We start from the raw sequence: 26,878 nt of genomic DNA on the forward strand, positions 1-26,878 counted from the left end.
GCTGTGACTATGGTTGCTGCTTAAGGAGATACTGATCTTTCAGTTTCACGTAGTTTTCAGCGGAATACTTAAAGAAAGCCTTTTCCTTGTCAGACAGGGGGCGCGCCTTTTTGCAGGGGGCGCCTACGTAGAGATAACCACTCTCCAGGGTTTTACCGGGCGGAACCAGTGCTCCGGCTGCCAGTACGACATCGTCCTCAATAATGGCTCCGTCGAGAACAATAGATCCGATACCAATTAAGATCCGGTTGCCGATGGTACAACCGTGCAGGCAGGCTTTATGACCGATAGTGACATCTTCGCCAATGGTCAGCGGCCAACCGTCGGCGTTGAATGGTCCCGCATGGGTGATATGGAGAACAGCCCCATCCTGTACACTGGTTCGCGCGCCGATGCGGATCTTATGCATATCACCGCGCACAACGGCCATGGGCCATACGGAGCAATCATCCCCCAGGGTAACGTCACCAATGACTGCGGATTGCGGATCGATATATACGCTGTCGCCAAGTTCTGGAAACTTCTCGCCGTGGGAATCATCGTGGCTGCGCAGTGGGGACATAAATAAGCTCCTGTACAATGAATCCTCTATCATAGCTTTATCCTAATTCGAGCACAGAGTCTTATATGTCCAATCCACTGTTGAATATCCCGCTGCTGCCGCCTTTTGATAATCTCGAGCCCGAGCAGGTGGAACCCGCCATCGCCGAACTGATTAAAACGTGTGAGCAAACCCTTCAACAGGGATTGGAGACCCCCAGCTGGGATAATACGCTGGTGCCTCTGGAGCAGGCGGAAGACCAGCTAAATCGAGCCTTCTCCCCAGTCAGTCACCTGAATAGCGTTCTAAGTGGCCCCTGGCGGGCGCCCTATGAGGCCGCTTTAGCCAAAGTGACGGCTTACTGGACAAAGCAGGGGCAAAATCGTGAACTTTACGACCTGTACCTCCAATTAATGCAGTCGCCCGAGTTTGTAAACTGGCCACAGGCACGCAAGAAGTCTTTGGAGCTGGGAGTCAGAGACTTTGAACTTGGTGGTGTAGGCCTTGAAGGAGAGGCCCGTGAAAAGTTTGCCGTTAACAGTCAGCGTTTGGCGGAGTTATCCAGCCAATTTGCCAACAATGTCCTCGATGCAACCAATGCCTGGACCTGGCATACAAATGATGAAGCTCAGCTTCAGGGGCTTCCTCAAACTGCTCTTGCCGCTGCACGGAATGCAGCTGAGGCAAAAGGCCTCGATGGGTGGCTGATTACCTTAGAGGGGCCCAGCTTTCTCGCTGTTATGACCCACGCTGAAAATAGATCTCTGCGTCGGGATGTCCATTTGGCTTTTGTTAGTCGCGCATCCGAAGTTGGTCCCCAGGCAGGTGAATACGATAACTCCGAAGTGATGGAGGCAATTCTCGCATTGCGCGCTGAACAGGCCAGTTTACTGGGAATGAACAGCTATGCGGAGTTGTCATTGGCCAGCAAAATGGCTCCAAATACAGAGCGGGTTTTGGAATTTCTACAGGATCTGGCAGAACGAGCCAGGCCAGCTGCCCAACGAGAAATGGCTGAGCTGAAAGCGTTTGCTGCAGACCAACTCAGTATTGAAGAGTTGCAACCATGGGATGTGGCCTGGGCCGCAGAAAAGCTCAAACAGCAGCGATACGCCATCAGCCAAGAGGAATTGAGGCCCTATTTCCCTTACGCCAAAGTCGTTGACGGCCTCTTTACTGTGGTGGATAAATTATTCGGAATCACAGTTGAAGAAGATACCAGCGTTGCTACTTGGCATGCCGACGTGCAGTTCTTTTGGCTGCTGAGAGATGGCGAAAAGATAGCTGGTTTCTATTTGGATGCGTTCGCGCGTGAGAAAAAGCGTGGCGGGGCCTGGATGGATACAGTAAGTAGTCGTCGCCACACGCTCAACGGACTCCAGTTGCCTATAGCTTATCTAGTATGTAATTTCAGTCCGGCTGCAGGTGATATCCCCTCACTTTTAACCCACACGGAAGTAACCACTTTATTCCATGAATTCGGCCATGGCCTCCACCATATGCTGACACAGATTGATGTGGCAGCAGTTTCTGGTATTAATGGTGTTGCTTGGGATGCGGTGGAAATGCCCAGCCAATTTCTGGAAAATTGGTGTTGGCAACCCCAGGCTATTTCCATAATTTCTGCACATTTCGAAACTGGAGAGGCCCTTCCCGAAGCTTTACTGAATAAAATGCTGGCAGCGAAAAATTTCCAATCTGCCATGTTTACAGTACGCCAGTTGGAGTTTGCACTTTTTGATTTTCGCCTCCATGCCAGCGAAGAGGCATTGACCGCCGATAAAGTTCAGGTTTTACTGGATCAGGTACGAGCAGAGATTGCTGTTGTGCCTATCGCCGCAGAAAACCGCTTCCAAAATGCTTTTAGCCATATTTTTGCTGGTGGTTATGCCGCAGGATATTACAGCTATAAATGGGCAGAAGTGCTTTCGGCAGATGCTTTTTCTCTATTTGAGGAAGATGGTATCTTTAATAGAGAGACGGGAAATAAATTTCTGCACAGTATTTTGGAACAGGGTGGTAGCCGTGATGCGTTGGAGCTGTTTGTTCAATTCCGTGGACGAGAGCCGCAAATTGATGCCCTATTGCGTCACTCTGGTATCGAGCAGCAAGAGCTGAATATCAGTCCTGTGTAACGGATAAGTCAGTCATGAAATATTGAGTAGTAGTCATGATGAAGAAAGAAGATTCGGCTGAGTCTGGTAAGATCGTTAAAAAACGCTTTATTGCAGGGGCTGTGTGCCCCCGCTGTAGCGAAATGGATAAAATTATTAACTATCACAAGGATGGGAAAAATTATAGGGAATGTGTTGCCTGTGGGTTTAAGGATGAAATTCGATTGCAGTCAGCGCCAACAGAACTGTCTACTCGTGTTAACCAAGATACAGAGAAAGATATTCACGAGGAGCCAGTGAAACTTATCCAACCCACAAGTAGCCGTAAAAAGTGAAAAAAATATTTTTTATACTGGTGGTTTTTATTACGGTTGCGATCATAGGTCTCTATGGCCTTGATCGCCATCGAAAAAATACAGAACGGCAGAGAGAACAAGTTGCCTATCTACTAACGAGCTGTGTGAATCAGGGGATACTTACGTTATTCCGTTTACAGGCTAATGACTGGAAAGCCCATCCAGATTTTTACATTGAAGAGGAAAATAGGTTGGGAGTGGCTGTAAAAGCTTTACCTGATCAAATCCTTAAAGGAGAATCTTTTGAAAAGTGGAGACATGCAATAAAGATTTGTGACAAGCTCACAAGGAATAGCAATTTGCAACATGTCACTATTTTTCGCCCCCTAGGCGATTTCTCCGAAAAGGAAATCTCCAATATATATACCTTGAAAGATCGCGGTGCTCTGCGGAAGCGGGAAAAGACTATTCACGCACTATATGAATCAGCAGAAGCTGCTGCTCGCTATATGAAAGACCTAAAGCGTGATATCAACACGCAATTAAAAGCCTTTCGTTTTTCAGATGAAGAGCGCGAATTAACTCTTCAAAGAATCAGTTCTCAGGTTTTAGATAATTACCAACAAGGTAATTTTTCCAAAAAGCAGGCAGATACCTATCTGGAAAGGGTATCTCTTTTTTACAAAACCATGGCCGAGAACCCAAAGTCCTACAGTGTCCGAAATGGCAGCCTATATTTTTATAGCCAAGAATTAAAGCAGAAGGTTGAAGACTTATATAATGCTGTCATCCAGGGAGAAGGAGCGTTTTATGGAAATTTTAAGCAAATTTTAGTGCAAAAACAGGTGCGGTCTTCAAGCTATTAAAAATGTGAGCGGGCTTTATTATTTGTTGCTTTGCCCGCTCATTATTTACCAACCTGAGATTATAGCTTTAAATGTGTTTGTAGCATCGTAAGAGATTTACTATTTTGATAGTGAGTAATCCTGACTGAAATAGTTAATTTCTCAATCGCAAAATTTGTCACATTCTGTTATTTATACATTAAAAAATAACTCTAAATATCCTGCCACAGTTTTACTGTAATTTACGTATCCAGGAATTGGTTACAATGTAGTATTGAAAATATACTATGAGTCCTAAAGATCGTGCTCCGATCCACAAAAACAAGCTGAACCATATGCCTGTATTCCCCCAATCCCTTGTAAACCACCAGGCGGGAAAGAAAACCAGTACTGAGGCTATAAACATAGTATTACGCATATCGCGACTTCTCCCAGCACCGATAAAAACACCATCGAGCTGATAGCTCCAAACCGCTAATAAAGGTAGTGCACAGAGCCACCAATATACCTGTTCCGCTTGGTGAATTACTGGTTTGATATCTGTAAATAAAGATAGAATGAAGGGTTTCCCTGAAACTAGAACCAGCGTAATCAGGACAGCGCTTCCCAGGGCCCACAAACCTGCACTGCGAACGGTATTTCTGAATAGAGCCGTTGATCTTTTTGCCATGGATTCCCCAACCAAGGCCTCGGTAGCATGAGCAAAACCATCCAGGGCATAGGAAGTCATCATTAATAACTGTATAAGAATAGCATTTGCAGCAAGTACATTATCACCTTGGGCTGCCCCTTGTGCAGTAAAAAAGTGAGTGTTAGCAAGAGCAAACAGGTTCTTATAAACAAGTCTGTATTTATCTTTAAAAGATTGATCCATGGGGATGAATCGATCCAGGGGAGAAGTTTCTTCTGCCCAATTTCTTTGCGTATATAGGACCAGATACCAACATGAACCCTGGAAAGAAGATAGAGACCCAGTAGAAATGCAAAAATATCAGCGAGTACCGTTGCCGCTGCTGCACCTTTTGCCCCTAGGCCCAGGCCAAGAATAAATAGGAAATCGAGGGCTATGTTCAGTAGATTGGCAGCGAAAAGTATATATAGAGGCGCACGGCTATCTTGTCGACCAATAAAAAAACCCAGAATGGCAAAGTTTGCCAGAGCCAGTGGGGCAGATAACAGACGTATTTGTAGGTAGGCCAGTGCGTGGGGTTGTGCTTCCTGACTGGCATTCATCCACTCAACGATATAGTAGATTAAAGGAGAGGCAACAATAAACAGAATGATTCCCAACCCCATGGCTAATACTAGTGCACGTACTAACCATTGAATCCCAAGATCTGTACTCCGAGCCACCAGTCCGGTAGTACCCATGCGCAGAAACCCAAATGCCCATAAAAGCATCGACATTACGCTAGCCCCGATAGCTACACCGGATAGGTACTCTGCAGATGGGAGGTGACCAAGAATTGCGGTATCTACTATCCCGAGTAAGGGCACTGAAATATTACTCAGTATCATTGGCCAAGCCAGATTCCAGACGCGAGACATGGGTTGGGATTCAAGTTTTGTAGAAGAAGGCATAAGTCATAACAACTAACGGATAGATTGGCTTCTAGCCGAAATCGGAAAAAGAAAAGCTGTGCAGGCGGATTCTACCAATGGTAACAGTACAGAGCTGATAAGATCCTTTTCCTAAATCGGTCTCCAAATACTGCTATTAGCAATTCATTTGGTAACGCTTACAAAATCGAAACGAAATATTTGGCGGAAAAATCATTTTGATTGAGTGTAGATAGTACAGGATTCTGTATTGATCTGCCTGATAATCCTCAAGCTTATTGAAACTAATCTGCCTTGGTTGTGTGAAGCAGTCAGAATTTAGTATTAGAGATTAAAAATCGTTGTCAACCTGTGTAAAAGCAATCAGGGGCACTTGAACCCGAGGATTTATACTTCTCTTGGCAGCATTGTTAATGCTTGATTAGTTGTCATCTTTCACCAAATAAATTGCCATGTCTCTATTTGGTGCGACTTTTTTCTGCTTGTGAAAAAGTATCCTATCAAAGTGGTTAAATTTATTTGTTAATCACCGAATTTTTTCACAAAGCGACAACGTTATTCAAAAATGATCCCGATTGACTTTTTCGTGTCGATGTGTTCCTTTTGTACCTGCAGTAGTTGCGACAAATAAAGAAACTGGTTGTTGGTTGTACCTTTCCGGACGACGGCATCTGGAGTAAAAAATCTTTTACTAAGAATAACAAGTTGCACTGACGGCAGTAACGCGAGGTGGTCTCCTCGCCCAGTGTATGTAGTCTTGTGTTACTACAGTATGTCCACAAATTTTGTGTGGAATTAATCCTGTTAGGCAGTTGATACAGGTAAAATTCGCTTATCCGTGAAGGCCAGTGGCCAAAATAAAAATTACGGGTTTCCCTGAGAGACCCGCAACCACGGAGATCTGTAGGCGATGTTGAAAGGCTTTGATCGGCTGTTCGCCTTGCTGGCTACTTCGCTATCTGCACAAGCGGTGTTAGCGAATGAGCAGGACGTTGAGCGCTGGGGGGTTAATATGCCCCAGGGGGTGACAGAAGTCGCCCAGACCACCTACGAGTTACACATGCTGATCTTTTGGATTTGTGTGGCTATAGGGGCATTGGTGTTCAGCATCATGTTCTACAGCATGTGGCGTCACCGCAAAAGTAAGGGATACCAAGCGGCCCAATTTCATGAGAGCACGGTTGTGGAATTGGTGTGGACTATTATTCCCACCGTCATCCTGATTCTGATGGCGATACCGGCCACCAAAACGCTCTATGATATTTACGATACTGAGGAAGAAGATCTCAATATCGTAATCACCGGTTATCAGTGGAAGTGGAAATATGAATATCGGGGCACTGATGTTTCATTCTTTTCCAGCTTGTCCACTCCCAAAGCTCAAATTGATAACCTCCAGCCTAAGGGTGCTAACTACCTCCTAGAAGTCGATGAGCCCCTGGTTGTTCCTATCAAGAAAAAAATCCGCTTCCTGATTACTGCCAATGATGTGATACATGCGTGGTGGGTCCCAGATCTAGCCGTTAAAAAAGATGCTATCCCCGGTTTTATCAATGATGCCTGGACGCGTATTGAGGAGCCGGGAATATATCGCGGGCAGTGTGCTGAATTGTGCGGAAAAGACCATGGATTTATGCCTATTGTTGTGAAAGCAGTACCACAGGCTGAATACGATGCCTGGTTGAGTTCTCGTGCAGCAGAAGCCATAAAAATGCGTGAACTTACAGCGAAGACATTTACCTTCGAAGAGCTTTTTGCTCAGGGTGAAAAAGTCTATACACGCACATGTGCCGCCTGCCACCAGCCGAACGGGCAGGGAGTACCCGGAGTATTCCCGGCAATTGCTGGCTCAAAAATTGCTACCGGTCCCCTCAATGGCCACTTAGATATCGTTATCGATGGTTCTACGGTAAACCCCGCAATGCAGGCTTTTGGTGAGCAGCTATCAGAAGTGGATCTGGCTGCGGTAATTACTTACCAGCGAAACGCTTTCGGCAATGAGATGGGTGATACCGTCCAACCCGTAGATATCCTCAACTTTAAGAATAAGCAGTAAGCGCCCGGAGGAATTTAAGAATGGCACATGGTCCTCAGCCCGGTATAAAGCGTTGGCTCTATACGACCAACCACAAAGATATAGGCTCTATGTATTTGTGGTTTAGTTTTGCGATGTTCCTGCTCGGCGGATGTATGGCATTGGTTATACGCGCTGAATTATTCGAGCCCGGTTTGCAAATTGTACAGCCGGAATTTTTCAATCAAATGACCACTATGCATGGTCTGATCATGGTATTTGGTGCCGTAATGCCGGCTTTTGTGGGGTTGGCTAATTGGATGATACCAATGATGATTGGTGCGCCAGATATGGCACTGCCAAGAATGAATAACTGGAGTTTTTGGATTTTGCCCTTTGCTTTCGCAATGTTGGCATCGACCTTATTTATGGAAGGGGGAGCGCCTAATTTCGGTTGGACATTTTATGCACCACTTTCAACGGAATATGCGCCACCCAGCGTAACCTTCTTCATTTTTGCCATTCATATTATGGGTGCCTCGTCCATCATGGGTGCGATCAACATTATCGCTACCATTTTGAATATGCGTGCTCCTGGTATGACCTTGATGAAAATGCCGTTGTTTGTATGGACCTGGCTGATCACTGCTTACCTTTTGATTGCTGTAATGCCGGTGTTAGCCGGAGTAGTGACCATGATGTTGATGGACATTCATTTTGGCACAAGTTTCTTCAGTGCAGCCGGTGGCGGTGATCCGGTTCTATTCCAGCATGTGTTCTGGTTCTTCGGACACCCGGAAGTTTACATCATGATTTTGCCGGCCTTTGGCATTATCTCTGCAATTATCCCCACCTTCGCTCGTAAGCCTCTTTTTGGATACAGCTCCATGGTATATGCCACCGCAGCAATTGCATTCCTGAGCTTTATCGTATGGGCGCACCATATGTTTACTGTGGGAATGCCGATTGCAGGTGAACTGTTCTTTATGTACGCCACAATGCTGATCGCTGTACCTACAGGAGTGAAAATCTTTAACTGGGTTTCCACCATGTTCCGGGGATCCATGACATTTGAAACCCCGATGCTTTTTGCAATTGCATTCATCATCCTTTTCGCCATCGGTGGATTCTCTGGTCTGATGCTAGCGATTGCGCCTGCAGACTTCCAATATCACGATACATACTTTGTGGTTGCCCATTTCCACTATGTGCTGGTTCCTGGTGCAATCTTCTCAATTACTGCTGGTGTTTACTATTGGTTGCCCAAATGGACTGGCCATATGTATAGCGAAGTTATGGGCAAGGTACATTTCTGGCTGGCATTTATTGGTCTCAATGTAACTTTCTTCCCAATGCACTTTGTTGGCCTGGCTGGTATGCCACGTCGGATACCTGATTACGCACTGCAATTTGCGGATTTCAATCAAATATCCAGTATCGGTGCCTTCCTGTTTGGCGCCGCACAAATAGTATTTTTGTTTAATGTGGTACGAACTGTAATGGGCGGGAAACAAGCATCCGATCAGGTTTGGGATGATCCTGAGGGACTGGAATGGACGGTTGCTTCCCCGGCCCCATATCACACGTTTAGTACGCCACCGGTTGTACGTTGACCTATGAAAGTTGGAGCAAATGCAAAGGTAACTATCAAGCTGCTGGCCGTGGCGACCAGCATGCTGGTATTTGCAATCTTCATTATGCCGCCTATTTACGATGTCTTCTGTGAAATCACAGGACTTAATGGTAAAACCGGTGGTCGTTATGAAGCTGTGCCAGCTGCGGTTGATAAAAATAGGCTGGTCACGGTGCAATTTGTGGCAAACAATAATGAAAATATGCCATGGGAATTTCGCCCGAGTGTAATGTCTTTGAAAGTACACCCTGGAGAAATTAAAGATACTGTTTTTATTGCAGAAAATAAGACATCTAGGGATATGGTTGGTCAGGCAATTCCCAGTATGGTTCCTTTCAAGGCTGCTGAGTACTTTCATAAAACAGAGTGTTTTTGCTTCAACCAGCAAGAATTAAAAGCGGGAGAGAGTGCAGAATTACCACTACGTTTTATTGTGGATCCAGATCTTCCCGCAAGTGTGAATACTGTAACGCTTTCCTATACGTTGTTTGATGTAACGGAAAGGTTTGCCAATAAAACCGATAAGAATGATATCGACCCCGAGCGAGAGGGATAAAAATTATGGCTAGTGAAAGCAGTTATTACGTGCCCGAACAATCCAGGCTGCCAATTTTTGCGACGATAGGTCTATTCCTAATAGCGTTCGGCGCAGCAAATTGGATTAATGGAGGAAGCTCCTATATTTTCTTCACCGGTGCGTTAGCGATGGCCGCAGTTTTGTGGTTTTGGTTTGCTGCCGTAATCAAGGAGAATATGGCAGGGCTCAATAGTGAACAGTTAAAGAGATCATATGTTTGGGGGATGGGCTGGTTTATATTTTCTGAGGTGATGTTTTTTGCTGCATTCTTTGGAGCACTATATTACATACGCAATTTTACAGTTCCCTGGCTAGGTGGTGAAGGTGATCGTGGAATTTCCAATATGCTTTGGGAGGGATTCGAAAGTAGCTGGCCCCTATATGTGACTCCTGACGCGGCAGCAAACGGAGAAACGGCAAAATTTATGGGGCCTAAAGATGTAATAGACCCATGGCACTTGCCACTATGGAACACCATCATACTTCTCACTTCCAGTGTAACTGTACACTTCGCACATGTTTTCCTGAAAAAGAATCAAAGAAAAAATTTCAATATATTACTGGCAATCACTGTGGCATTGGGTGGGGCGTTTATTTTTTTACAAGGTAAAGAATACTACGAAGCCTATCAACACTTGGGGTTAACACTTGAGTCAGGAATCTATGGTACAACATTCTTTATGCTGACCGGATTTCATGGTGCCCATGTCACACTCGGTACAATTATGTTGTTGATCATGTTGTTAAGGTCTGTGATAGCCAATCATTTTAGACCTGATGATCATTTTGGCTTTGAAGCAGCAAGTTGGTATTGGCATTTTGTCGATGTAGTTTGGGTCGGGCTGTTTATATTTGTATATGTTCTAGGTGCTTAATGTGGGCAAGGCTTTCTATCGTATTAATAGAAAGCCTTTGTTTTCTTAATATTTATCAGCCCAAGGTGCCGTTTTTGCCAAAATGCCACTTTCAAAGCCGTACCAAATGGCAAGAAGTAAGAGTGACGCTAGGAGTATTCTAATACCTAATGCGTAGAGTGTGCGCTTGGATTGAGGTGTTCCCATATCTCTAAGTAGAAAAAAAGTGCACTTGAAAGACTTGCAAGTACGGAAAGGAATAGGACAACAATAACAATCTTTAGCCACATTTTATTATTTTCCATTATTTATGTAGTTGCGCATGATAGTAGATATTCCATCAGCTTCTGCGAAAGATATCAGTTTACCACTGATTCGCAATTGGCCCATCACGATATTTTCTCTGGGTGCATTCATCCTTTTTATCTTTTTAGGATTGTGGCAGCTTGATAGGGCAAAGCAGAAAGTCGAACTTATACAAAAGGTAGAGAGTAGGCTCTCTCTGCAACCGCAGGAAATCTCAAATCTAAGTTCTTATCAAGAGTATGCGTCTGTAACTTTAGTGGGAGTTTTCCAGAAGGAAATATATTTTCTGGATAACAGAACAAGAAACGGTCGTGTTGGCTATGAAGTACTACAAGTATTCTCAACAGAAAGTACTGATTGGCTTATCAATAGAGGTTGGATTCCCTCTACTGGCGACCGAGATAGCTTACCTGAAGTAACAGCTTCACTTGATGTGAAATCACTTCAGGGCTACTTATACCCTATCGATACTGAAACCTCCTCGAGTGTTAGTCTAGACCCGGTTTTTAATAATAGAATTCAACAAATAAATTCAAATTTCATTGAGACTATAGGCTTAGTTAACAATGGATGGTCGATCCGTTTGTTTGCGGATTCAGGTGCAGCTTTAATTACTGATTGGAATTTTTTCAATAGTGGCCCTGAAAAACATCAAGCGTATGCTTTCCAGTGGTTCACGATGGCAATAGCTGTCTGGCTTTTATGGGCTTATTCAGCCACAAATATTATTTTTAGATTACGTCGTAGATTGAGTAGAAGTTTGAAAAAGGAGTTTTAAAATGAAATCAAATAGTCAGCCAGTTTCACCTGAAAGAAATCTGAGCAAAAGGAAGCCAGCGAATAAAATCATTCAAGGACTCTCAGTGCTAGCATCCGTCGTACTCCCAATTACAGCTGCCTATGTCGTTTACTATACGGGCTTAGGCATGCCTAAAGAGACAATTAATCAAGGTGAATTATTGCAGCCCCCATTTGATATCACTGAAATAAAAATCACCTTTCAAGGACAACAGCAATCCCTGGCACAAGAGGGAGAATCAAAATGGCGCTATCTAATATTAAGTGACAGTGATTGTGGTAAAGATTGTGAAGATCTCTTGTATATAAGTAGGCAGGTTCATATTCGGCTGGGGGAAAAAGCTCATAGGGTTGAGAGGCTACTGGTGGTTGGTGATAGTTTGGATGAAAAACGACAAGAACAAATACAAACTGAGCATCCGAAACTAAAAATAGTTAATTTGGATGATGAAAACTTTAAGCAGTTGGTACAGAAAACTGATCATGACGGTGTGACTTCAACCAAGGCATTGCTGGTTGATCAGGAGGGTTATGCAATGATGGCCTATGATCGGCAGCATAGCGGAAACCAATTACTTAAAGATATAAAAAGATTATTGAAGTACTCCTACGAGCAATAAGATTAGTATTCGGAGATTTTCAGTAGTGTCTAAACAAGAAACCCCTAAGAATTGGCGACATATCATTACCTGGGCGGCCTGTATTCTAGCTGTCGTAGTTGTTGTTCTAGGTGCATTTACTAGGTTGGTGGATGCCGGTTTGGGCTGTCCAGACTGGCCTGGTTGTTATGGTCATCTCACCTGGCCGAATGATATAAAAGAAATTAAAACGGCCAATATGATTTTTCCGGACTCTCCGGTAGATGTTAGTAAAACTTGGCCGGAAATGGTTCATCGATACTTTGCAGGAACTTTACTTTTATTCGTTGTATTACTCACTTATCTTGCTTGGAGAGATCGGCAAGCCCCAACCTTTAAGCAAACACATATTCTTTTAATTATTATTATACTGCAAGCTGCTTTTGGGATGTGGACGGTAACCTTGAAGCTTTGGCCGCAGGTAGTTACTGCTCATCTATTAGGTGGAATGGCAACATTATCTATGTTGTGGATTCTCTGTGAAAGGTTGGCTGATAAACCTAGACAATTACATGGGAGGTATTTGCCGGGAATAAGGCGATTACGGCTACTTGCTCTGACTGCAGTTGCAATAGTAATTCTACAGATTGGACTCGGTGGTTGGACCAGCTCTAATTACGCAGCTTTAGCTTGTCCAGATTTTCCAACTTGTCATAACCAATGGTGGCCACAGGCAAACTTTGTAGAAGGCTTTAATATTTTTCAACAAATTGGCCCAAATTATTTAGGTGGTGCATTAGAGAGTGATGCACGTACGGCAATACATCTTGCCCATCGTATTGGAGCACTGATTACAACAGCAATTGTACTCATTCTTTCAGTTTTAGCTTGGAGGTCTGGGTTGAGAGGTTGGTCATTATGGCTTAACGGGGTACTACTTCTTCAAGTCAGCTTGGGAATAGCAAATGTTGTTATGTCTCTACCATTAGGGATTGCTGTGGCACACAATGCTGGTGCAGCTCTTCTACTTCTTAGTCTGCTAACTTTTTGTTACCGAATATACACAATGAATGCTGTCATTATAAATAAACAAGAGGTAGTCGATGTGGAAGTAATAGAGCGGGGAGAAGGTTTAACTACCGTATCCAATCTTAATTAGATATTAAGCGTATATAAATATAAAAATAGGTGCGAATATGGCCATAAATTCCACGGGAATACATCAAATTCAATGGCGGGACTACTATGAGCTTACTAAGCCTCGAGTAGTTATGCTTATGCTGTTAACTTCTGTTATTGGAATGTTTTTAGCTGTTCCAGGAATGGTGCCGCTAGATATTTTAGTATTTGGTAATTTGGGAATTGCATTTTGTGCGGGTAGTGCTGCGGCAGTAAATCATTTAGTTGATCGTCATATTGATACAAAAATGGCTCGTACCAGTAATCGCCCGATTGCGAAAGGACGGGTTGAGCCAACTAAAGCTATTGCTTTTGCTCTTAGCTTGGGCGTGACGGGGATGTTTATCCTATTGGTTTTTGTAAATGCCCTTACCGCTTGGCTAACCTTAATATCTCTTCTCGGATATGCGGTGATTTACACCATGTTTCTGAAACGCGCCACACCACAAAACATTGTTATAGGTGGGCTTGCAGGAGCCGCTCCGCCCTTACTGGGATGGACTGCGGTTACTGGGGAAGTGCATGGGCATGCATTGTTGTTAGTATTGATTATTTTTGCTTGGACTCCTCCACATTTTTGGGCCCTTGCCGTACATAGAAAAGAAGAGTATGCAAAAGCTGATATTCCTATGTTGCCGGTTACGCATGGAATACCCTATACAAACCTAAATATAGTTTTGTATACCTTTATTTTACTGGCCGTTAGCCTATTGCCCTTTGCTACCGCGATGTTTGGGTGGTTATATTTACTGGGTGCTGTTGTACTTGGGTTTGGTTTTGTTTATTGGAGCTTTGTAATGCTCATTGGAAAAAACCCCAATGCTGGTATGGAGACTTTCAAATATTCGATAATTTATTTAATGGCACTATTTTTTATCATGCTATTAGATCATTATTTAATTGAAGTGTGAGGGAAAAGTGGAAAATCAATATTCTGCCATCGATAAACAGAAACGTGGAATTAGAATTACCGTTATTGTTCTTTTAGTATTGATTCTTGCTGTGCTTGCAGGATTCATACATAAGCTCGGACAGCCTCGTATTATTACTGATGAGGAGCTTAGAATTAATGGCGCTGTAAAACTGCAGAGACCAAGAATCATAGAAGATATACAATTATTGTCTGATGACAGTAGAGATTTCTATACCAAAGACTTTCAAGGTAAGTGGACTCTGGTATTTTTTGGGTTTACCCACTGTCCAGATATCTGTCCAACAACTCTATCTACACTTAATAATTTTTATAAAACTTTAGACGAAAGTACCAGAGCATCTACAGACGTAGTACTCGTATCGGTTGACCCAAGCAGGGACAAGCCGGAGCAGTTAGGGCAGTATGTCCGTTATTTTAATTCTGAATTCCGTGGTATTACCGGTGATTTTTTTAAGCTGAAGAAATTTGCCACTCAGCTAAATGTACCTTTTAATAAAGTTTCTCTTGCTGAGGGCGGTTATACTATCGATCATGGGTCTCAAGTTGTATTAATTAATCCTAGAGGGCATTATCACGCTTTTTTTAAGGCACCTTTAGATCCTGCAAAAATGAAGTTGACCTATCGTTCAATACGAGCGACCTTTAATGGATAGTGAAGGAATCGCATGAGCTATTGTTATCAAATAATATATTAATTCTGGGTCAATCGATGCAAAATGAAGTTGCTGCCTTAAGGAGAAGAGGAGATCAGACACCATCTGGTATGGTGAGTCCTTGGGCTGCGCCTATCTTGCTATCACTTTGTATAATTCCTTTTGGCTGGAGTGGGCTTATAGCCCCTTTAATCTGGATTTTCCTGCGAGCAATTGAGTCTACCAGCAGTTGGCCGAGAGCGCTGTCTTTTCTTTCTGTAGCAGTTTTAATGCTGGTATCGGGGTTAAATTTGCTTCCCGGTAGTGAACATATCCAGGTGTTGCCACCCTATACAGATGCAAGTGGTAATCTTATCTATGCCAGCATAAACAGCGGTAAAGCAGTTATTGCTATTGCTTTATTGGCTTTTATGTTGCGCATGAAGCAGACCTTCCGTTTTACGGACTTACCCTATCTTTTATTGGCTATATTTACTCCCGTTGCATTGGGTCTACTCCTATGTACGCCTTCGATAAAATTTACTGGCACTATCGCCGTTGCGGTAATGATAAACTTAGTAATTGTTTGCATTTCTGAAGAGGGGTTCTTCCGGTGGATATTACAGCGGGGTACCGAAGAACTATTAGGGCGCTGGCGCTGGTTATCCGTACCAGTTGTAGCTACGGTGTTTGTGCTTCTACATGGAGGGTGGTCAACAGATATCTCCGCAGTTCTATTATTGATAGTTGCCTCAATCTGTTATGCATTGATTTGGACATTGCGGCAGAATTTTTGGATATGCGTAATGACGCATTGGGGGGTAAATCTTTTGCATATGATCTTGTTGCCTTACCCGTTACCCGGCTAGGCCATATATCAACTGCTTTGGATCATTGTTTTATTGTTACCCCTAAGATTCAGCCAATCTGCAGTTAAAAGAAAGACAACGATTTAATCTTTGTAGATTAACAAATCAAAGTAATGTATTTAAGAAATGTGGTTCTAGATGAGCACCATCTACGGTAAATTTTCTAGATTTATTCATATAAATAGGGAGATTGTCATTTGAAAAATTATTTTTTAGTTGGGACATTATGTGCACTAACTTGCACCCCTGTATTTGCAGATGAAGGTAAAAGTCTGGCCCAAGAGCTGGTTCAAGAGTATTTGATTGTTGATGGACATGTAGATGTTCCCTATCGTCTCGAACAAGGTGAAGAAGATGTTGGACTTAGCACGGATAAGGGAGACTTTGATTACCCTCGAGCTAAAGCAGGTGGACTAAATGCGCCCTTTATGTCTATTTATGTACCTGCAGAAAAGGAGGACCAGGGTGTTGCCAAATCGTATGCAGATACTTTGATTGATAAAGTGGAGGCAATGGTCAAACAGCACCCGGATAAATTTGCAATACCTAAGTCAATAAATGATCTACAAAAGCAAGTCGATGCCGGCTTAATTTCCTTACCTTTGGGTATAGAGAACGGGGCTCCTATTGAGGGGGATCTTGCCAATTTAAAGTATTTCTCTGATAGAGGGGTGAGGTACATTACCTTAGCCCACTCAAAGAGCAATCATATCTCTGATTCCTCGTATGATAAAAACAGGCCCTGGGAAGGCTTGAGTGCATTCGGAAAGCGCTTGGTACGAGAGATGAATCGGATGGGAGTAATGATCGATATTTCCCACGTATCAGATGCAGCTTTTTGGCAAGTTGTTGATTTATCTGCTGTTCCTGTTATCGCTTCACATTCTTCGGCAAGGCATTTTACGCCGGGATTTGAACGAAATATGAATGATGAAATGATAAATGCGTTGGCTGACAATGGCGGCATTATCATGGTGAATTTTGGCTCTACTTTTATTAGTGGTGAATCACTGAATTCATATCGTGAAATAACTGATCAGGTTGAGAAATTTGCTAAAAAAAAGGATTTACCCAAAGATAGTAAGGAAGTTGAGGAGTACTCCGATAAGCTTTCAACTGAGAAGTTCATTTTTGCAGATTTGGAAGATGTTCTTGATCATTTCGACCATATTCGTGATTTAGTGGGAGTGGATCATATAGGCATTGGATCGGATTTTGACGGTGTCGGAGATAGCTTGCCCGTCGGCTTAAAAGACGTCTCTCAATATCCTAATTTGGTTGAAGGCCTGCTGAAGCGTGGGTATAGCAAGCAGGATATTAAAAAAATTCTAGGCGGAAATTTAGTTAGAGTTTGGCAAGCTAATGAAGATTACGCCAAGCGCAATAAAGGATGAGACTCACACTCCTCTAACCATCTGAGGCTGCACTATTCTGTCAATAATGTTAAAACGGGCAAATCCCGTTTGTTTTGTATTATTAATGCAGAAAATACTTTTGGCCGGTTATTTTCGATCTAAGAAAGTACGATTGATAGTGGGTTGGACTGGACTGTCGATTGCCGGTATTTTCTTTTTATGGGGAATTTTAGGATTTCTTTCATTTATTCCCTCAATGCTGGACGTTTTTGGCGTATTGTGGATGCGGATTCCAGCTGGTATTACAGTTTTTGGTTTGCTGATGGCGGCAATTGGATTCTGGGAATTTGATGAAGATTAGAGGATATGGTGCGTGCTCAAAGTATCAGATTTCTTTATCTTACTGGCAGTTTTAATCTCTTTGATATTATCCGCGAGTTTGTGGTTTAGCGGTTATAAGGAGCAAGGAATTTTTACCGCACTTTGGGTTCCCACTATTCTGACACTGGGCATCTATTTCAAAGTGACGGCTTTGCTAGCTCGCAGGAGATAGTTGTGCCTGAAATTTATCTGTTATTGATTGGAGTGGCGGTTTCGCTTTTTGAGTTAATAGGAATTCTACTGGGCATTCGTGAGTTTCGAAAGGCAGGGCAAGAATTGACTAAACAGCGTATTTCTTTGGAGTCGGCAGCAATAAGAGTGCGGAAGAATGGCGTAGAAAAATGATTGTCGTCCTTAACTACTCTTAGTTAGGAATTACAAAGGGGAAGCCTAATGCTTCCCCTTTGTAATTTTTATGGTTTACAAAAAACTTAGAAGCTATAAGTCATCTTGCCGTAGATAAAGCGACCACGGGGATCGTGTTGTGACTGTACATAACCATAGAGGTCTCCGTCGCCATCCCCGATAGCGAAGGGCGGTTCTTCATCGAAGACATTATCCGCACCCAGGCTCAACACCATATTCTCGAAGCCGGTATAACGGGCCTGCATATTCATGGTCAGGAAAGAGTCTACGGTGCGGGAGTTATTGCTGTCATAGTCGAGTGTCCCGTTGAAATCGATATCCGGAGTATCCTCGAACTCACCAATGTAGCTGAGCCCGGCACTAAATCCGAAGGTGTCAAAGGTCCAGTCAGCGGTAGCGTTCCAACGGTGTTGTGGATACTCATATTCACCGGCCAGATCGCGGGTGATAAATGCGTCGCCGCTGGAATTCAGTTCAACACGCTCAAATTCTGCCAGGTAAGAGTAATCCAGGCGCAGGCCAAGCTCTCCGCCCACTAGCTCAAATCCGCTGTAGACAATACTTAGGTCGACGCCCGATACGTCCTGTTCACCAATATTGGTGAAGCTGCTGTCGATAGATTGCAGGGCGCCAAGGGTTTCACCATCAATCGGGGTATCGCGGCGGCACACGGTGCTGTCTTGATCCCAGCAATAGAGACTGTAGATATAGCCGAAGGGGACCTCGTCAATCTTACCTTCCTGGGTGATATTCCAATAATCCAGAGATAGTCGCAGGCCTTCTATGGGCTCGTAAACAGCGCCGATGTTGAAGGATTCTGACTCCTCTGCATCCAGATCCGGGTTGCCGGAGAAGACAATGGTGTAGTCGGTCTTTGCACAGTAGGCATCGTTAACTTCACAGCCATAGGTATCAGCGAAGAATAAGGACTCTTGTGACGGGCCTAAGCCGACCTGCGCCAGGGAAGGCGCGCGGAAACCGGTACCCCAAGAGGTTCGGAAGGATAGCTGGTCGGTTACTGTCCACAGCAGATTTGCCATTGGATTGGTGGTGCTGCCAAAGTCGCTGTAATCATCGTAACGGGCGGCCACAGTCAGATCGAACCTGGCAGGAAGGGGGATAGCAACTTCCACATAAGCTGAGGAGATATCCCGGCTGGCACTGGCGGATACGGATTCGGTACCGAAGATCAAACCGCGCTGGAACTGGTCATCAGGGATATCGGAAGCCTTTTCCTCCCGGTATTCCAGGCCTGCGGCCATAGCGATGGTGCCACTGGCGGTATCGACTAAATCTCCATTGACTGAGAAGTTATAGCTGGTGAGGTCGGACTTACCTTGGCGGACCAGGCTGGTGGTGATGGCATCAATGACCGAGTCCGGATTTTGAACCCCGCCAAACGGATTGTAGTTACCGGCATTAATCTGCTCTTGTAACAGGTCCGTACGCACCCAGCCCTGGGAGCGGTCACCGGTCTGGGTTGTTTCACTGCGGGAGCGCTGCACAGAAGCCTCCCAGTCCCAGTCAGCGACAGAGCCGCGCAGGCCGAAGACACCGCGCAAGTTATCGGTTTCGATATCCCACTGGCGGGCGCCTGCATCCACGGTGCGATAGCGGTAAATATCCACATCTTCGCCGAATGGGTTATTTGGATGATCTGCCAGTACATAGAGACCCGCGTCGCCATCGAGGGGGTGGGTGCACCCTGGGCTACGGAGGTATTGTGCTGAACAGCGACCTCGCTAAAGAACTCCACGCCTTCGGCCAACTGGGTATGGCCAAGCATTAATAGGCCAGTGCGTTCGGCTTCGGGTGTGATCAAAGTCCAGGGGCCGTAATCATAGACACAGACTTCACCGGTATCGCGCTCTTCGGGACAGTTGGGGTCGGAAACAAAGGTACCGCCCACATTGAAGCTACCCGGATAGCCCCTGGAGGAGCGGAAGTCCATACCGCCACGGCTGGATTGGTTAGCGGTATCCAAACCACTGCGTTCGGTGCTGGATAGGCGGCTGTTTTTATGGTGGTCAAAAATAACAGTCAGGTTTGAGTCATCCCCATTGATGCCCCAGACGGCGGACATGGATTGCTCGTCATAGCCATCGGCACCGCCGTAATCTACGGATACCTCAGTACCTTCAAAGTCTCTACGCAATACCAGATTGACTACACCAGCAACGGCATCGGAACCGTAAATTGCGGAGGCGCCATCCTTTAGGACTTCGACCCGCTCAATCGCCGCAAGGGGCACACTGTTGATATCCACAAAGTTGGTAGTAATGCTCTCAGCAAATGCGCTGATAGCCACCCGGCGACCATTTACCAATACTAGAGTGGCGTCGGCACCCATACCGCGCAGGCTCACAGCGGCAGCCCCGTTTGCGGTAGAGTCCTGGTTGTTACCCCGGGTTGAGAAGGTGCCATTACCTGCGGCGGGGTTTTTCTCAAAAAGTTGCTGCAGATTGGTGTAACCGGACTTTTCGATGGCATCGCGATCCATTACCTGGATCGGGGTAGCTGTTTCAAATTCAGCGTTTCGACTAATACGGGAACCCACAACTGCAACTTCTTCCATCGCCTGATCCTCGGCGGCAAAGAGTGTTTGTGGGCTAGTGGCAGCGGTTGCCGCCACTATGGCTGTAGTTAATACCTTGCGACGAAGAGAGAACTTTTCCATATCGTTGTGAGTCCATTTTTTTGTCATTATTGGTGACCGGCCTAATACGGCTGGTCGTCGGGCAACACTAGCAACGACGGAAAATTGACACAATTAGCTAGCGGCTAACCATCTGCTTATTGCGATAAACGGTGACAGGTATCTCACCAATGGGTAGATTTAGGCGACAATGTGCGACAAATAACGAAATAAAATAAGAAATTAGGATGAGATTAACCGGCAGGCCACCTTTAGCTGGCTCGCAGTTGTGAAGTGAGGAAAAACAGTGCTGCGGCCAGAACAATGGAGGGGCCCGCCGGTGTATTCCACAGGATGGAGGCAAGAAGGCCGAGTACTACAGCTAAGCATCCCATCAATGAGGCCAGCACCGCCATACGCTCTGGAGTGTGCGACAGTTTTCGCGCGGTAGCTGCGGGAATAATCAGCAGGGCGGTAATTAACAGAACCCCGACAACTTTCATTGCGATCGCGATCAGTATTGCCAGCATCAACATCAGAGCGATTCGCAATCGCTCGATGGGGACACCTTCTACTGAAGCCAATTCCTCGTGCAGGGTGAAAGCCAGTAACTGTTCCCACAGGAAATAAAGCAGTCCCAGGATTGTGGCGGCGGCAATGGCCATTAGTACCAGATCCTGGCCACTGACTGCGAGTAAATCTCCCAGCAACAGAGATAAGAGGTCCACCTTTATCTTGAAGAAACTGACGGTGACAATCCCCAGTGCCAGCATGGAGTGGGACAATATGCCCAGCAGGGTATCTACGGCGAGCTTTTGGCGTTGCTGTAAATACATCAGTAGCAGTGCCAGTACACAGCAAGTAATGCCGACGGCCACCGTTGGCATAATTTGAAGTACAAAACCCAGCGTCACTCCGAGAAGGGCTGAGTGAGCCAGGGTGTCGCCGAAATAGGCCATACGTCTCCACACGGCGAAGCAGCCCAAAGGACCGCTGACAACAGCGACCATAAGGCCGGCGGCGAGGGCGTACCAGAGAAATTGGCTATGCAGTAATTCGCCGAAATCGACCACTTATTTTTGCTCTTTGTTTTTTGTATTTGTGTGAGTGTGTTGATGATTGCAGCTGCTTGCGGGCGCAATATCTCCACTTAATTTATGTTGGTGGTTATGTTGATGGGTATAGGGGGCGACCTTGTCCCCAAATAATTCCAGATAGGCAGGGTGGCGACTTACTTGCTCCGGATGTCCGTGACAGCAGATATGCTGGTTCAAACAAAGGACCCGGTCGGTTGCAGCCATAACTAAATGAAGGTCGTGGGAAACCAGTAACACACCGCAGCCGAGCTCGTCGCGCAGAGTGGCAATTAACTGGTACAACTCACTTTGACCACCGATATCGACTCCCTGCGTGGGTTCATCCAGGACAAGCAGCTGAGGTTTGCGCGATGCGGCACGGGCGAGTAAGACCCGCTGCATTTCTCCACCGGATAGATTTGCCAGAGAGGCGCCTCTAAGCTGCCCTGCGCCCACCCTGTCCAATGCCGACTGCGCTTGCTCGGGCTTCATGGCCGGTTGGCCAAGCTGCAAGAAGCGTTCAACTGACATGGGCATTGAGCTATCGATATGAAGCCGTTGGGGCATATAGCCAATACGCAACCCAGTTTGTCGCCACACGCGGCCCTGGGTCGGCTGGCTGAGCCCCAGCAGAAGGCGAAGGAGAGTGGTTTTGCCGGCTCCATTAGGGCCTATTAAGGTGACAATCTCCCCCTGGGACAATTCGACTGTAATATCTTTAAGTAACTGCCTGCCGCCCACTTGAAGGGCGATATTGTCAGCTGTGATAAGCGGCTGGGGTGGATTCAGAATTCAATCTCCGCAGGGAAGTCTTTAAGATGTTTGCTTCCATACCTTCTTTACCGGATATGGACAACCAGGCTGGCAGCTTGGCGCTGGTTGTGATTATATCGCAATTTTTCGCCGCCTAATGTCTCTGATGTATCCCTTCAAACGTCTTTTTACAATCTCCACGGTGCTTCTATTCGGGCTCTTTCTCCCGGCTTGTAGCAAACCGGAATCCGACAGTGGTGGAGAGCTGGTCGTCAGCGTGCGCCCTTTAGCCCTGATCGCCCGGGAAATAACCGGTGAGGATATTCCTGTTCGGGTGCTGGTTGAGGGAGCAGATCCTCACCATTATGCCCCTACGGTTTCCGATCGGGCTGCACTTGAGCGCGCCTTACTATTGGTGTGGCTGGGGCCGCAAATGGAGGGGGTGTTGGCAAAACAGGCAGCGCTGTTACCAGCGGGCCGGCAAATGCAGCTGCTGGATATAGAGACCCTTGAATATGAGGGAGCCAGTGCTACCGACCCCCACCTCTGGTTGCGTCCCCGCAATGCGGCAATAGCTGCGGCGCAGATCGCTGAGCGCCTGGCGCAATTACAGCCGCAGCAGGCGGAATTGTTTATGGGGCGTGCACGGCAGTTTTCCAGTTCGATGGCCAACTTGCAGAAAGTACTCGATCGGGCCTTGTACGGGTATCGTGAAGTTCCCATCGTTGTTACGCACGATGCCTATGGTCACTTTTTTGGTTCCGCAGGAGTGAAAACCCATGCCCTGGGCGATGGCAGTGGCGGGGGCTATGGTGCCAAGGCAATGCTGGATTTGTCACAGATTGGCGACGGCTGTCTATTTGGAGATATGCCGGCTAATGAACGAGATCAACAGTTGGCAGAAAATTTGGGGCTGCGTTACGCCGCTTTGGATCTGCTGGGAGATCAGTTGAGTGAAAATGCTGATTACAGGGAATTGATAGAGTCCCTCTTGTCTCAAGCCCGCACTTGCTTGAGTCAGGTTCCCGACCGCAACAAGGATAAATCAGAGGCTCCTTGAGGGCACCAAGTATCCCGCCTACCCAGGGAGGAGGCGGGACCTGGTAGGGTGGCTTCTAGGAACGATTGGTTATTTGCTGTAGTTTCTCTACCCGGGCAGCATCTCTTTCCGCTTGTTTTTGCAGTTTCTCCAGCTGCTGTTTTTGTCTCTCCAGCAAATCATTCTCTCTTTCACGGATAGCCTGCCTGAGTATTAATTCATGGCCTTCTACCTCAGACTGCTGTGAGTGTGTTTCATCAGTCGCCTCGGCTTCAGCGGTATGCTCTCCACTGCAATCCGAGCCGGCACTTGCCGAAATGGCAAAGATACTTGCGGCAAACAACAGGGTGGCGCGCATCACTCCTCTCATCTTTCGAATCCTTCCTTCAACATCGGGTGGCACAGTTTTTTGGAAATAAAAGATCCCTGACTGCCTGGGGGCAGCCTGTGACAATTTGATTTCCGGGGAGTAGCGAACGCATAAGGTCGCTACCGGCAAGACTAGCCAAGCCTGGGGATTTGGTGAGATCGATGCGCCGATAGTTTTAATCGGCGGGGTAAGTCGAGTGGGCTTTTGTGCAGAGGTTGCCTACGGTGTCTGGCGGGAAAGAATCAGTAAGCGGAAAAACAGAGCGAAGGGCGTTATCCTATCGGCCTGCCGCGCGTCCTGAACGCCAAACTAAGCAAGCAAGAATTCATCGTCTATGAGTAAACAAAACACCTCAGCCGCCCCGTTGATTTTGGTGGATGGTTCCTCCTACCTTTATCGCGCTTTTCATGCGCTGCCGCCATTGACCACCAGCCAGGGTAAGCCTACTGGTGCGGTGCGCGGTGTGATTAGTATGCTGCGCCGCCACCTCAAGGAGCATCCAGGCAGTCCTGTAGTGGTTGTTTTTGATGCCAAGGGCAAGACTTTTCGCGATGAGATGTTTGCCGAATACAAATCCCATCGCCCTCCTATGCCGGATGACCTGCGTGAGCAGATTCAGCCCATTCACGACATCATCGACGCTATGGGATTGCCGCGCTTGGTGGTCGACGGTGTTGAAGCTGATGATGTGATCGGCACCCTGGCGCTGGAGGCCCAGAGCCAGGGGCAGCAAGTCATAATCTCCACCGGCGATAAAGACATGGCGCAGCTGGTGCGTCCGGGCGTTACCTTGGTTAACACCATGTCCAATACCGAAATGGACAGCGAGGGCGTGACTAAGAAATTTGGCGTAGGTCCAGAACTGATTATCGATTTTCTCGCCCTGATGGGAGATAAATCAGACAATATCCCCGGAGTTCCTGGTGTGGGCGAGAAAACCGCTCTGGCACTGTTACAGAATCTGGGAGGCTTGGAGACCATTTATTCCGACCTGGATGCCATTGCACCGCTGGGGTTCCGTGGCTCAAAAACCCTCGGCAAAAAGATGGCGGAGCACCGCGAGGCGGCAGAACTCTCCTATAAGCTCGCCACTATCAAAACCGATGTGGAGATGCCTTATCACCCCCAGGAACTGCACAATTCAGAGCCCAATACAGAGGCACTGGTTGAGCTATTCACGCAGAATGAATTTCGCGGCTGGTTAGAAGAGCTAACCAGTGAAGAGGCTGAAGAAGCCATGGCGGAAGCCGTTGAGCGCGATTACGTCATCGTCACAGAAATGTCGGAGTTCGATGCCTGGCTGGAACAACTGAAGGGTTCAGACATCTTTGCCTTCGACACGGAAACCACCAGCCTCAATTATATGCAGGCAAAATTAGTGGGGGTGTCCTTCGCGGTGGAGCCCTATCGTGCAGCCTATGTTCCCCTGGCCCACGACTATATGGGTGCACCAGAGCAACTGCCGTTTGACGAAGTACTGGCCAAACTCAAACCCCTGCTGGAAGATCCACAGCAGAAGAAGGTGGGGCAGAACCTGAAGTACGACAGTCATATCCTGGCCAACTACGATATTGAATTGCGCGGCATCGCACGGGATACCATGTTGGAGTCCTATGTTCTGGACAGCACTGGCAGCCGCCACGATATGGATAGTCTCGCACTCAAGTACCTGGGGGAGAACACGGTTCACTTCGAGGATATTGCCGGTAAAGGCGCGAAACAGCTGACGTTTAACCAGATCGAGCTGGACAAAGCGGGCCCCTATGCGGCTGAAGATGCAGATATCACCCTGCGTCTCCACAATGAGTTGAGTGCGCGTCTTGAGCGAGAGCCAACTCTGGTAAAGGTACTCGATGAAATTGAGATGCCTCTGCTACCAGTTCTGGCCCGTATGGAGCGTAATGGTGCTTATATCGATGCCAAGATGTTGGCGGAGCAGAGTGCTGAACTTGAGCAGCGAATGCGAGAGCTGGAACAGCAGGCTTACGAAGTAGCCGGCGAAGAGTTCAATCTGGGCTCCACCAAGCAGCTGGGGGCGATCCTGTTTGAAAAGCTGCAGATTCCAGTGATCAAGAAGACCCCCAAAGGTGCGCCCTCTACCGCTGAGGCTGTATTGCAGGAATTGGCCCACAACCACGAGCTGCCCGCACTGATAATGCAGTATCGCGGCCTGGCCAAACTGAAGAATACCTACACCGATAAACTGCCAAAAATGATCGACCCGGGTAGCGGTCGTGTACATACCTCTTATCACCAGGCAGTAGCTGCTACCGGGCGCCTATCCTCCAGTGACCCTAACTTGCAGAATATTCCTATTCGTACAGAGGAGGGGCGCCGTATTCGTCGGGCCTTCACCGTTGACCCAAGAATCAATGGTGGCAGTGAGATCATCGCTGCGGACTACTCCCAAATTGAGCTGCGTATTATGGCTCACCTGTCTGGGGACAAAGGTTTGGTGGATGCATTTGCTCAAGGCGCAGATATTCACCGCGCGACGGCGGCAGAAGTCTTTGAAGTGGCTCAGGATGAGGTGACTGATGAGCAGCGCCGGCGGGCCAAAGCGATCAACTTTGGTTTGATTTACGGCATGTCGGCTTTTGGCCTGGCCAAGCAGTTGGATATCCCCCGGGCTGACGCCCAAACTTATATCGACCGTTACTTTGAGCGCTACCCGGGTGTATTGCGCTATATGGAGGATACCCGTGCACAGGCCGCAGAAAAGGGCTATGTGGAAACCCTGTTTGGACGCCGTCTCTATCTGCCGGAAATTAACTCACGCAATGGCATGCAGCGCCAAGCAGCAGAGCGGACCGCAATTAATGCGCCAATGCAGGGTACTGCCGCCGATATTATCAAGCGGGCCATGATCGCTGTAGACAGCTGGCTCAGGGAGAAGAAGCTGGCGACCCGGATGATTATGCAAGTACACGATGAATTGGTTCTTGAAGTACCCAAGGATGAGGTCGAAATTGTGGCCGATGGCATTATTGAATTGATGCAAGGCGCGGCAGAACTCCACGTTCCCCTGATTGTGGATCTGGGACAGGGCCGAGATTGGGATCAGGCGCACTAATTTGACTGAAGAAACCATCTAAGAATTGAGGGTAGGGCGCGCTGCTCGGAATGATTTGGCGCGCTCTTGTTGGTACGGATGAATAAAATGCCAATTTTTG

General features: G+C 46.6%; 26 protein-coding genes and 1 pseudogene. 18 read left to right on the forward strand and 9 right to left on the reverse strand.

Annotation, left to right across the window (positions count from 1 at the left end; translation table 11 throughout):
* Positions 1–7 precede the first annotated feature (7 nt).
* Positions 8–562, reverse strand: coding sequence for a gamma carbonic anhydrase family protein (locus QT397_03440; protein WNZ56431.1), 555 nt, complete (start codon positions 560–562; stop codon positions 8–10).
* Between the two features lie 65 nt (positions 563–627).
* Here QT397_03440 and QT397_03445 point away from each other — a divergent pair, with 65 nt between their 5' ends.
* From QT397_03445 to QT397_03455, 3 genes are read left to right on the forward strand one after another with little or no spacing between them, the layout of a single operon-like run.
* Entirely contained in the window at positions 628–2,676 is a 2,049-nt protein-coding gene (locus tag QT397_03445) for a M3 family metallopeptidase (protein WNZ56432.1), read from the forward strand.
* Positions 2,677–2,711: 35 nt separating this feature from the next.
* Complete coding sequence (locus tag QT397_03450) at positions 2,712–2,990, forward strand: YheV family putative zinc ribbon protein (protein ID WNZ56433.1); 279 nt, start codon at positions 2,712–2,714, stop codon at positions 2,988–2,990.
* Positions 2,987–3,817, forward strand: a complete 831-nt coding sequence (locus tag QT397_03455; protein WNZ56434.1) for a hypothetical protein — start codon at positions 2,987–2,989, stop codon at positions 3,815–3,817. The genes QT397_03450 and QT397_03455 overlap by 4 nt, the downstream gene beginning before the upstream one ends.
* A 211-nt stretch (positions 3,818–4,028) precedes the next feature.
* Here QT397_03455 and QT397_03460 read toward each other — a convergent pair whose 3' ends face one another.
* Together QT397_03460 and QT397_03465 are read right to left on the reverse strand one after the other, a co-directional pair.
* Positions 4,029–4,529, reverse strand: coding sequence for an MATE family efflux transporter (locus tag QT397_03460; protein ID WNZ56435.1), 501 nt, complete (start codon positions 4,527–4,529; stop codon positions 4,029–4,031).
* Entirely contained in the window at positions 4,529–5,314 is a 786-nt protein-coding gene (locus tag QT397_03465; GenBank protein WNZ56436.1) for an MATE family efflux transporter, read from the reverse strand. Before QT397_03465 ends, QT397_03460 begins: the two co-directional genes overlap by 1 nt.
* Before the next feature lie 952 nt (positions 5,315–6,266).
* Here QT397_03465 and coxB point away from each other — a divergent pair.
* From coxB to QT397_03485, 4 genes are read left to right on the forward strand one after another with little or no spacing between them, the layout of a single operon-like run.
* The gene (coxB, locus tag QT397_03470; protein WNZ56437.1) at positions 6,267–7,412 is read left to right on the forward strand and encodes a cytochrome c oxidase subunit II; all 1,146 of its coding nucleotides are present in this window, start codon (positions 6,267–6,269) and stop codon (positions 7,410–7,412) included.
* Positions 7,413–7,432: 20 nt separating this feature from the next.
* On the forward strand, positions 7,433–8,983 hold the full coding sequence (gene ctaD / locus QT397_03475) for a cytochrome c oxidase subunit I (protein WNZ56438.1): 1,551 nt from the start codon (positions 7,433–7,435) through the stop codon (positions 8,981–8,983).
* A gap of 3 nt (positions 8,984–8,986) precedes the next feature.
* Positions 8,987–9,559, forward strand: coding sequence for a cytochrome c oxidase assembly protein (locus QT397_03480; protein WNZ56439.1), 573 nt, complete (start codon positions 8,987–8,989; stop codon positions 9,557–9,559).
* A gap of 5 nt (positions 9,560–9,564) precedes the next feature.
* A complete protein-coding gene (locus tag QT397_03485; protein ID WNZ56440.1) occupies positions 9,565–10,455 on the forward strand; it encodes a cytochrome c oxidase subunit 3 in 891 nt (296 codons plus the stop codon).
* Between the two features lie 45 nt (positions 10,456–10,500).
* Here QT397_03485 and QT397_03490 read toward each other — a convergent pair whose 3' ends face one another.
* The gene (locus QT397_03490; GenBank protein ID WNZ56441.1) at positions 10,501–10,641 is read right to left on the reverse strand and encodes a hypothetical protein; all 141 of its coding nucleotides are present in this window, start codon (positions 10,639–10,641) and stop codon (positions 10,501–10,503) included.
* Between the two features lie 115 nt (positions 10,642–10,756).
* Here QT397_03490 and QT397_03495 point away from each other — a divergent pair, with 115 nt between their 5' ends.
* The 9 genes from QT397_03495 to QT397_03535 all read left to right on the forward strand — a co-directional run bounded on the left by QT397_03495 (position 10,757) and on the right by QT397_03535 (position 17,811).
* Entirely contained in the window at positions 10,757–11,518 is a 762-nt protein-coding gene (locus tag QT397_03495; protein ID WNZ56442.1) for an SURF1 family protein, read from the forward strand.
* 1 nt (position 11,519) lies between these two features.
* Positions 11,520–12,158 carry a hypothetical protein gene (locus tag QT397_03500; protein WNZ56443.1) on the forward strand — a complete coding sequence of 213 codons (639 nt, stop codon included), beginning with the start codon at positions 11,520–11,522 and terminating at the stop codon, positions 12,156–12,158.
* 25 nt (positions 12,159–12,183) lie between these two features.
* Entirely contained in the window at positions 12,184–13,275 is a 1,092-nt protein-coding gene (locus tag QT397_03505; protein ID WNZ56444.1) for a COX15/CtaA family protein, read from the forward strand.
* Between the two features lie 37 nt (positions 13,276–13,312).
* Positions 13,313–14,206: a heme o synthase gene (gene cyoE, locus QT397_03510; protein ID WNZ56445.1), complete on the forward strand. Its 894-nt coding sequence runs from the start codon at positions 13,313–13,315 to the stop codon at positions 14,204–14,206.
* Between the two features lie 7 nt (positions 14,207–14,213).
* Entirely contained in the window at positions 14,214–14,882 is a 669-nt protein-coding gene (locus QT397_03515; GenBank protein ID WNZ56446.1) for an SCO family protein, read from the forward strand.
* A 56-nt stretch (positions 14,883–14,938) separates the two neighbouring features.
* Positions 14,939–15,730, forward strand: a complete 792-nt coding sequence (locus tag QT397_03520; GenBank protein ID WNZ56447.1) for a CPBP family intramembrane metalloprotease — start codon at positions 14,939–14,941, stop codon at positions 15,728–15,730.
* Between the two features lie 197 nt (positions 15,731–15,927).
* Positions 15,928–17,124: a dipeptidase gene (locus QT397_03525; protein WNZ56448.1), complete on the forward strand. Its 1,197-nt coding sequence runs from the start codon at positions 15,928–15,930 to the stop codon at positions 17,122–17,124.
* 85 nt (positions 17,125–17,209) lie between these two features.
* Positions 17,210–17,446, forward strand: coding sequence for a hypothetical protein (locus tag QT397_03530; protein ID WNZ56449.1), 237 nt, complete (start codon positions 17,210–17,212; stop codon positions 17,444–17,446).
* Between the two features lie 194 nt (positions 17,447–17,640).
* Positions 17,641–17,811, forward strand: coding sequence for a hypothetical protein (locus QT397_03535; GenBank protein ID WNZ56450.1), 171 nt, complete (start codon positions 17,641–17,643; stop codon positions 17,809–17,811).
* A gap of 86 nt (positions 17,812–17,897) precedes the next feature.
* Here QT397_03535 and QT397_03540 read toward each other — a convergent pair whose 3' ends face one another.
* The 4 genes and pseudogenes from QT397_03540 to znuC form a co-directional block, all read right to left on the reverse strand.
* Positions 17,898–19,460: a TonB-dependent receptor gene (locus QT397_03540; GenBank protein ID WNZ56451.1), complete on the reverse strand. Its 1,563-nt coding sequence runs from the start codon at positions 19,458–19,460 to the stop codon at positions 17,898–17,900.
* Between the two features lie 599 nt (positions 19,461–20,059).
* A pseudogene (locus QT397_03545) lies at positions 20,060–20,332 on the reverse strand (TonB-dependent receptor plug domain-containing protein).
* Between the two features lie 407 nt (positions 20,333–20,739).
* Positions 20,740–21,540 carry an iron chelate uptake ABC transporter family permease subunit gene (locus tag QT397_03550; protein ID WNZ56452.1) on the reverse strand — a complete coding sequence of 267 codons (801 nt, stop codon included), beginning with the start codon at positions 21,538–21,540 and terminating at the stop codon, positions 20,740–20,742.
* Entirely contained in the window at positions 21,541–22,332 is a 792-nt protein-coding gene (znuC, locus tag QT397_03555) for a zinc ABC transporter ATP-binding protein ZnuC (protein ID WNZ58613.1), read from the reverse strand.
* Between the two features lie 121 nt (positions 22,333–22,453).
* Between znuC and QT397_03560 the strand changes: the two genes are divergently transcribed.
* Positions 22,454–23,356, forward strand: a complete 903-nt coding sequence (locus QT397_03560) for a zinc ABC transporter substrate-binding protein (GenBank protein ID WNZ56453.1) — start codon at positions 22,454–22,456, stop codon at positions 23,354–23,356.
* Between the two features lie 55 nt (positions 23,357–23,411).
* Here the strand turns inward: QT397_03560 and QT397_03565 are convergent, their stop codons facing one another.
* On the reverse strand, positions 23,412–23,705 hold the full coding sequence (locus QT397_03565) for a hypothetical protein (protein WNZ56454.1): 294 nt from the start codon (positions 23,703–23,705) through the stop codon (positions 23,412–23,414).
* 334 nt (positions 23,706–24,039) lie between these two features.
* On the opposite strand from QT397_03565, the gene polA reads away from it, so the two are divergent.
* Positions 24,040–26,778 (forward strand): DNA polymerase I, encoded by a 2,739-nt coding sequence (polA, locus tag QT397_03570; protein ID WNZ56455.1) that lies wholly within the window; start codon positions 24,040–24,042, stop codon positions 26,776–26,778.
* The last annotated feature ends 100 nt before the right edge of the window (positions 26,779–26,878 follow it).

Origin of the sequence: Microbulbifer sp. MKSA007 (assembly GCA_032615215.1) — a bacterium.
In the GTDB taxonomy this organism is placed as follows: domain Bacteria; phylum Pseudomonadota; class Gammaproteobacteria; order Pseudomonadales; family Cellvibrionaceae; genus Microbulbifer.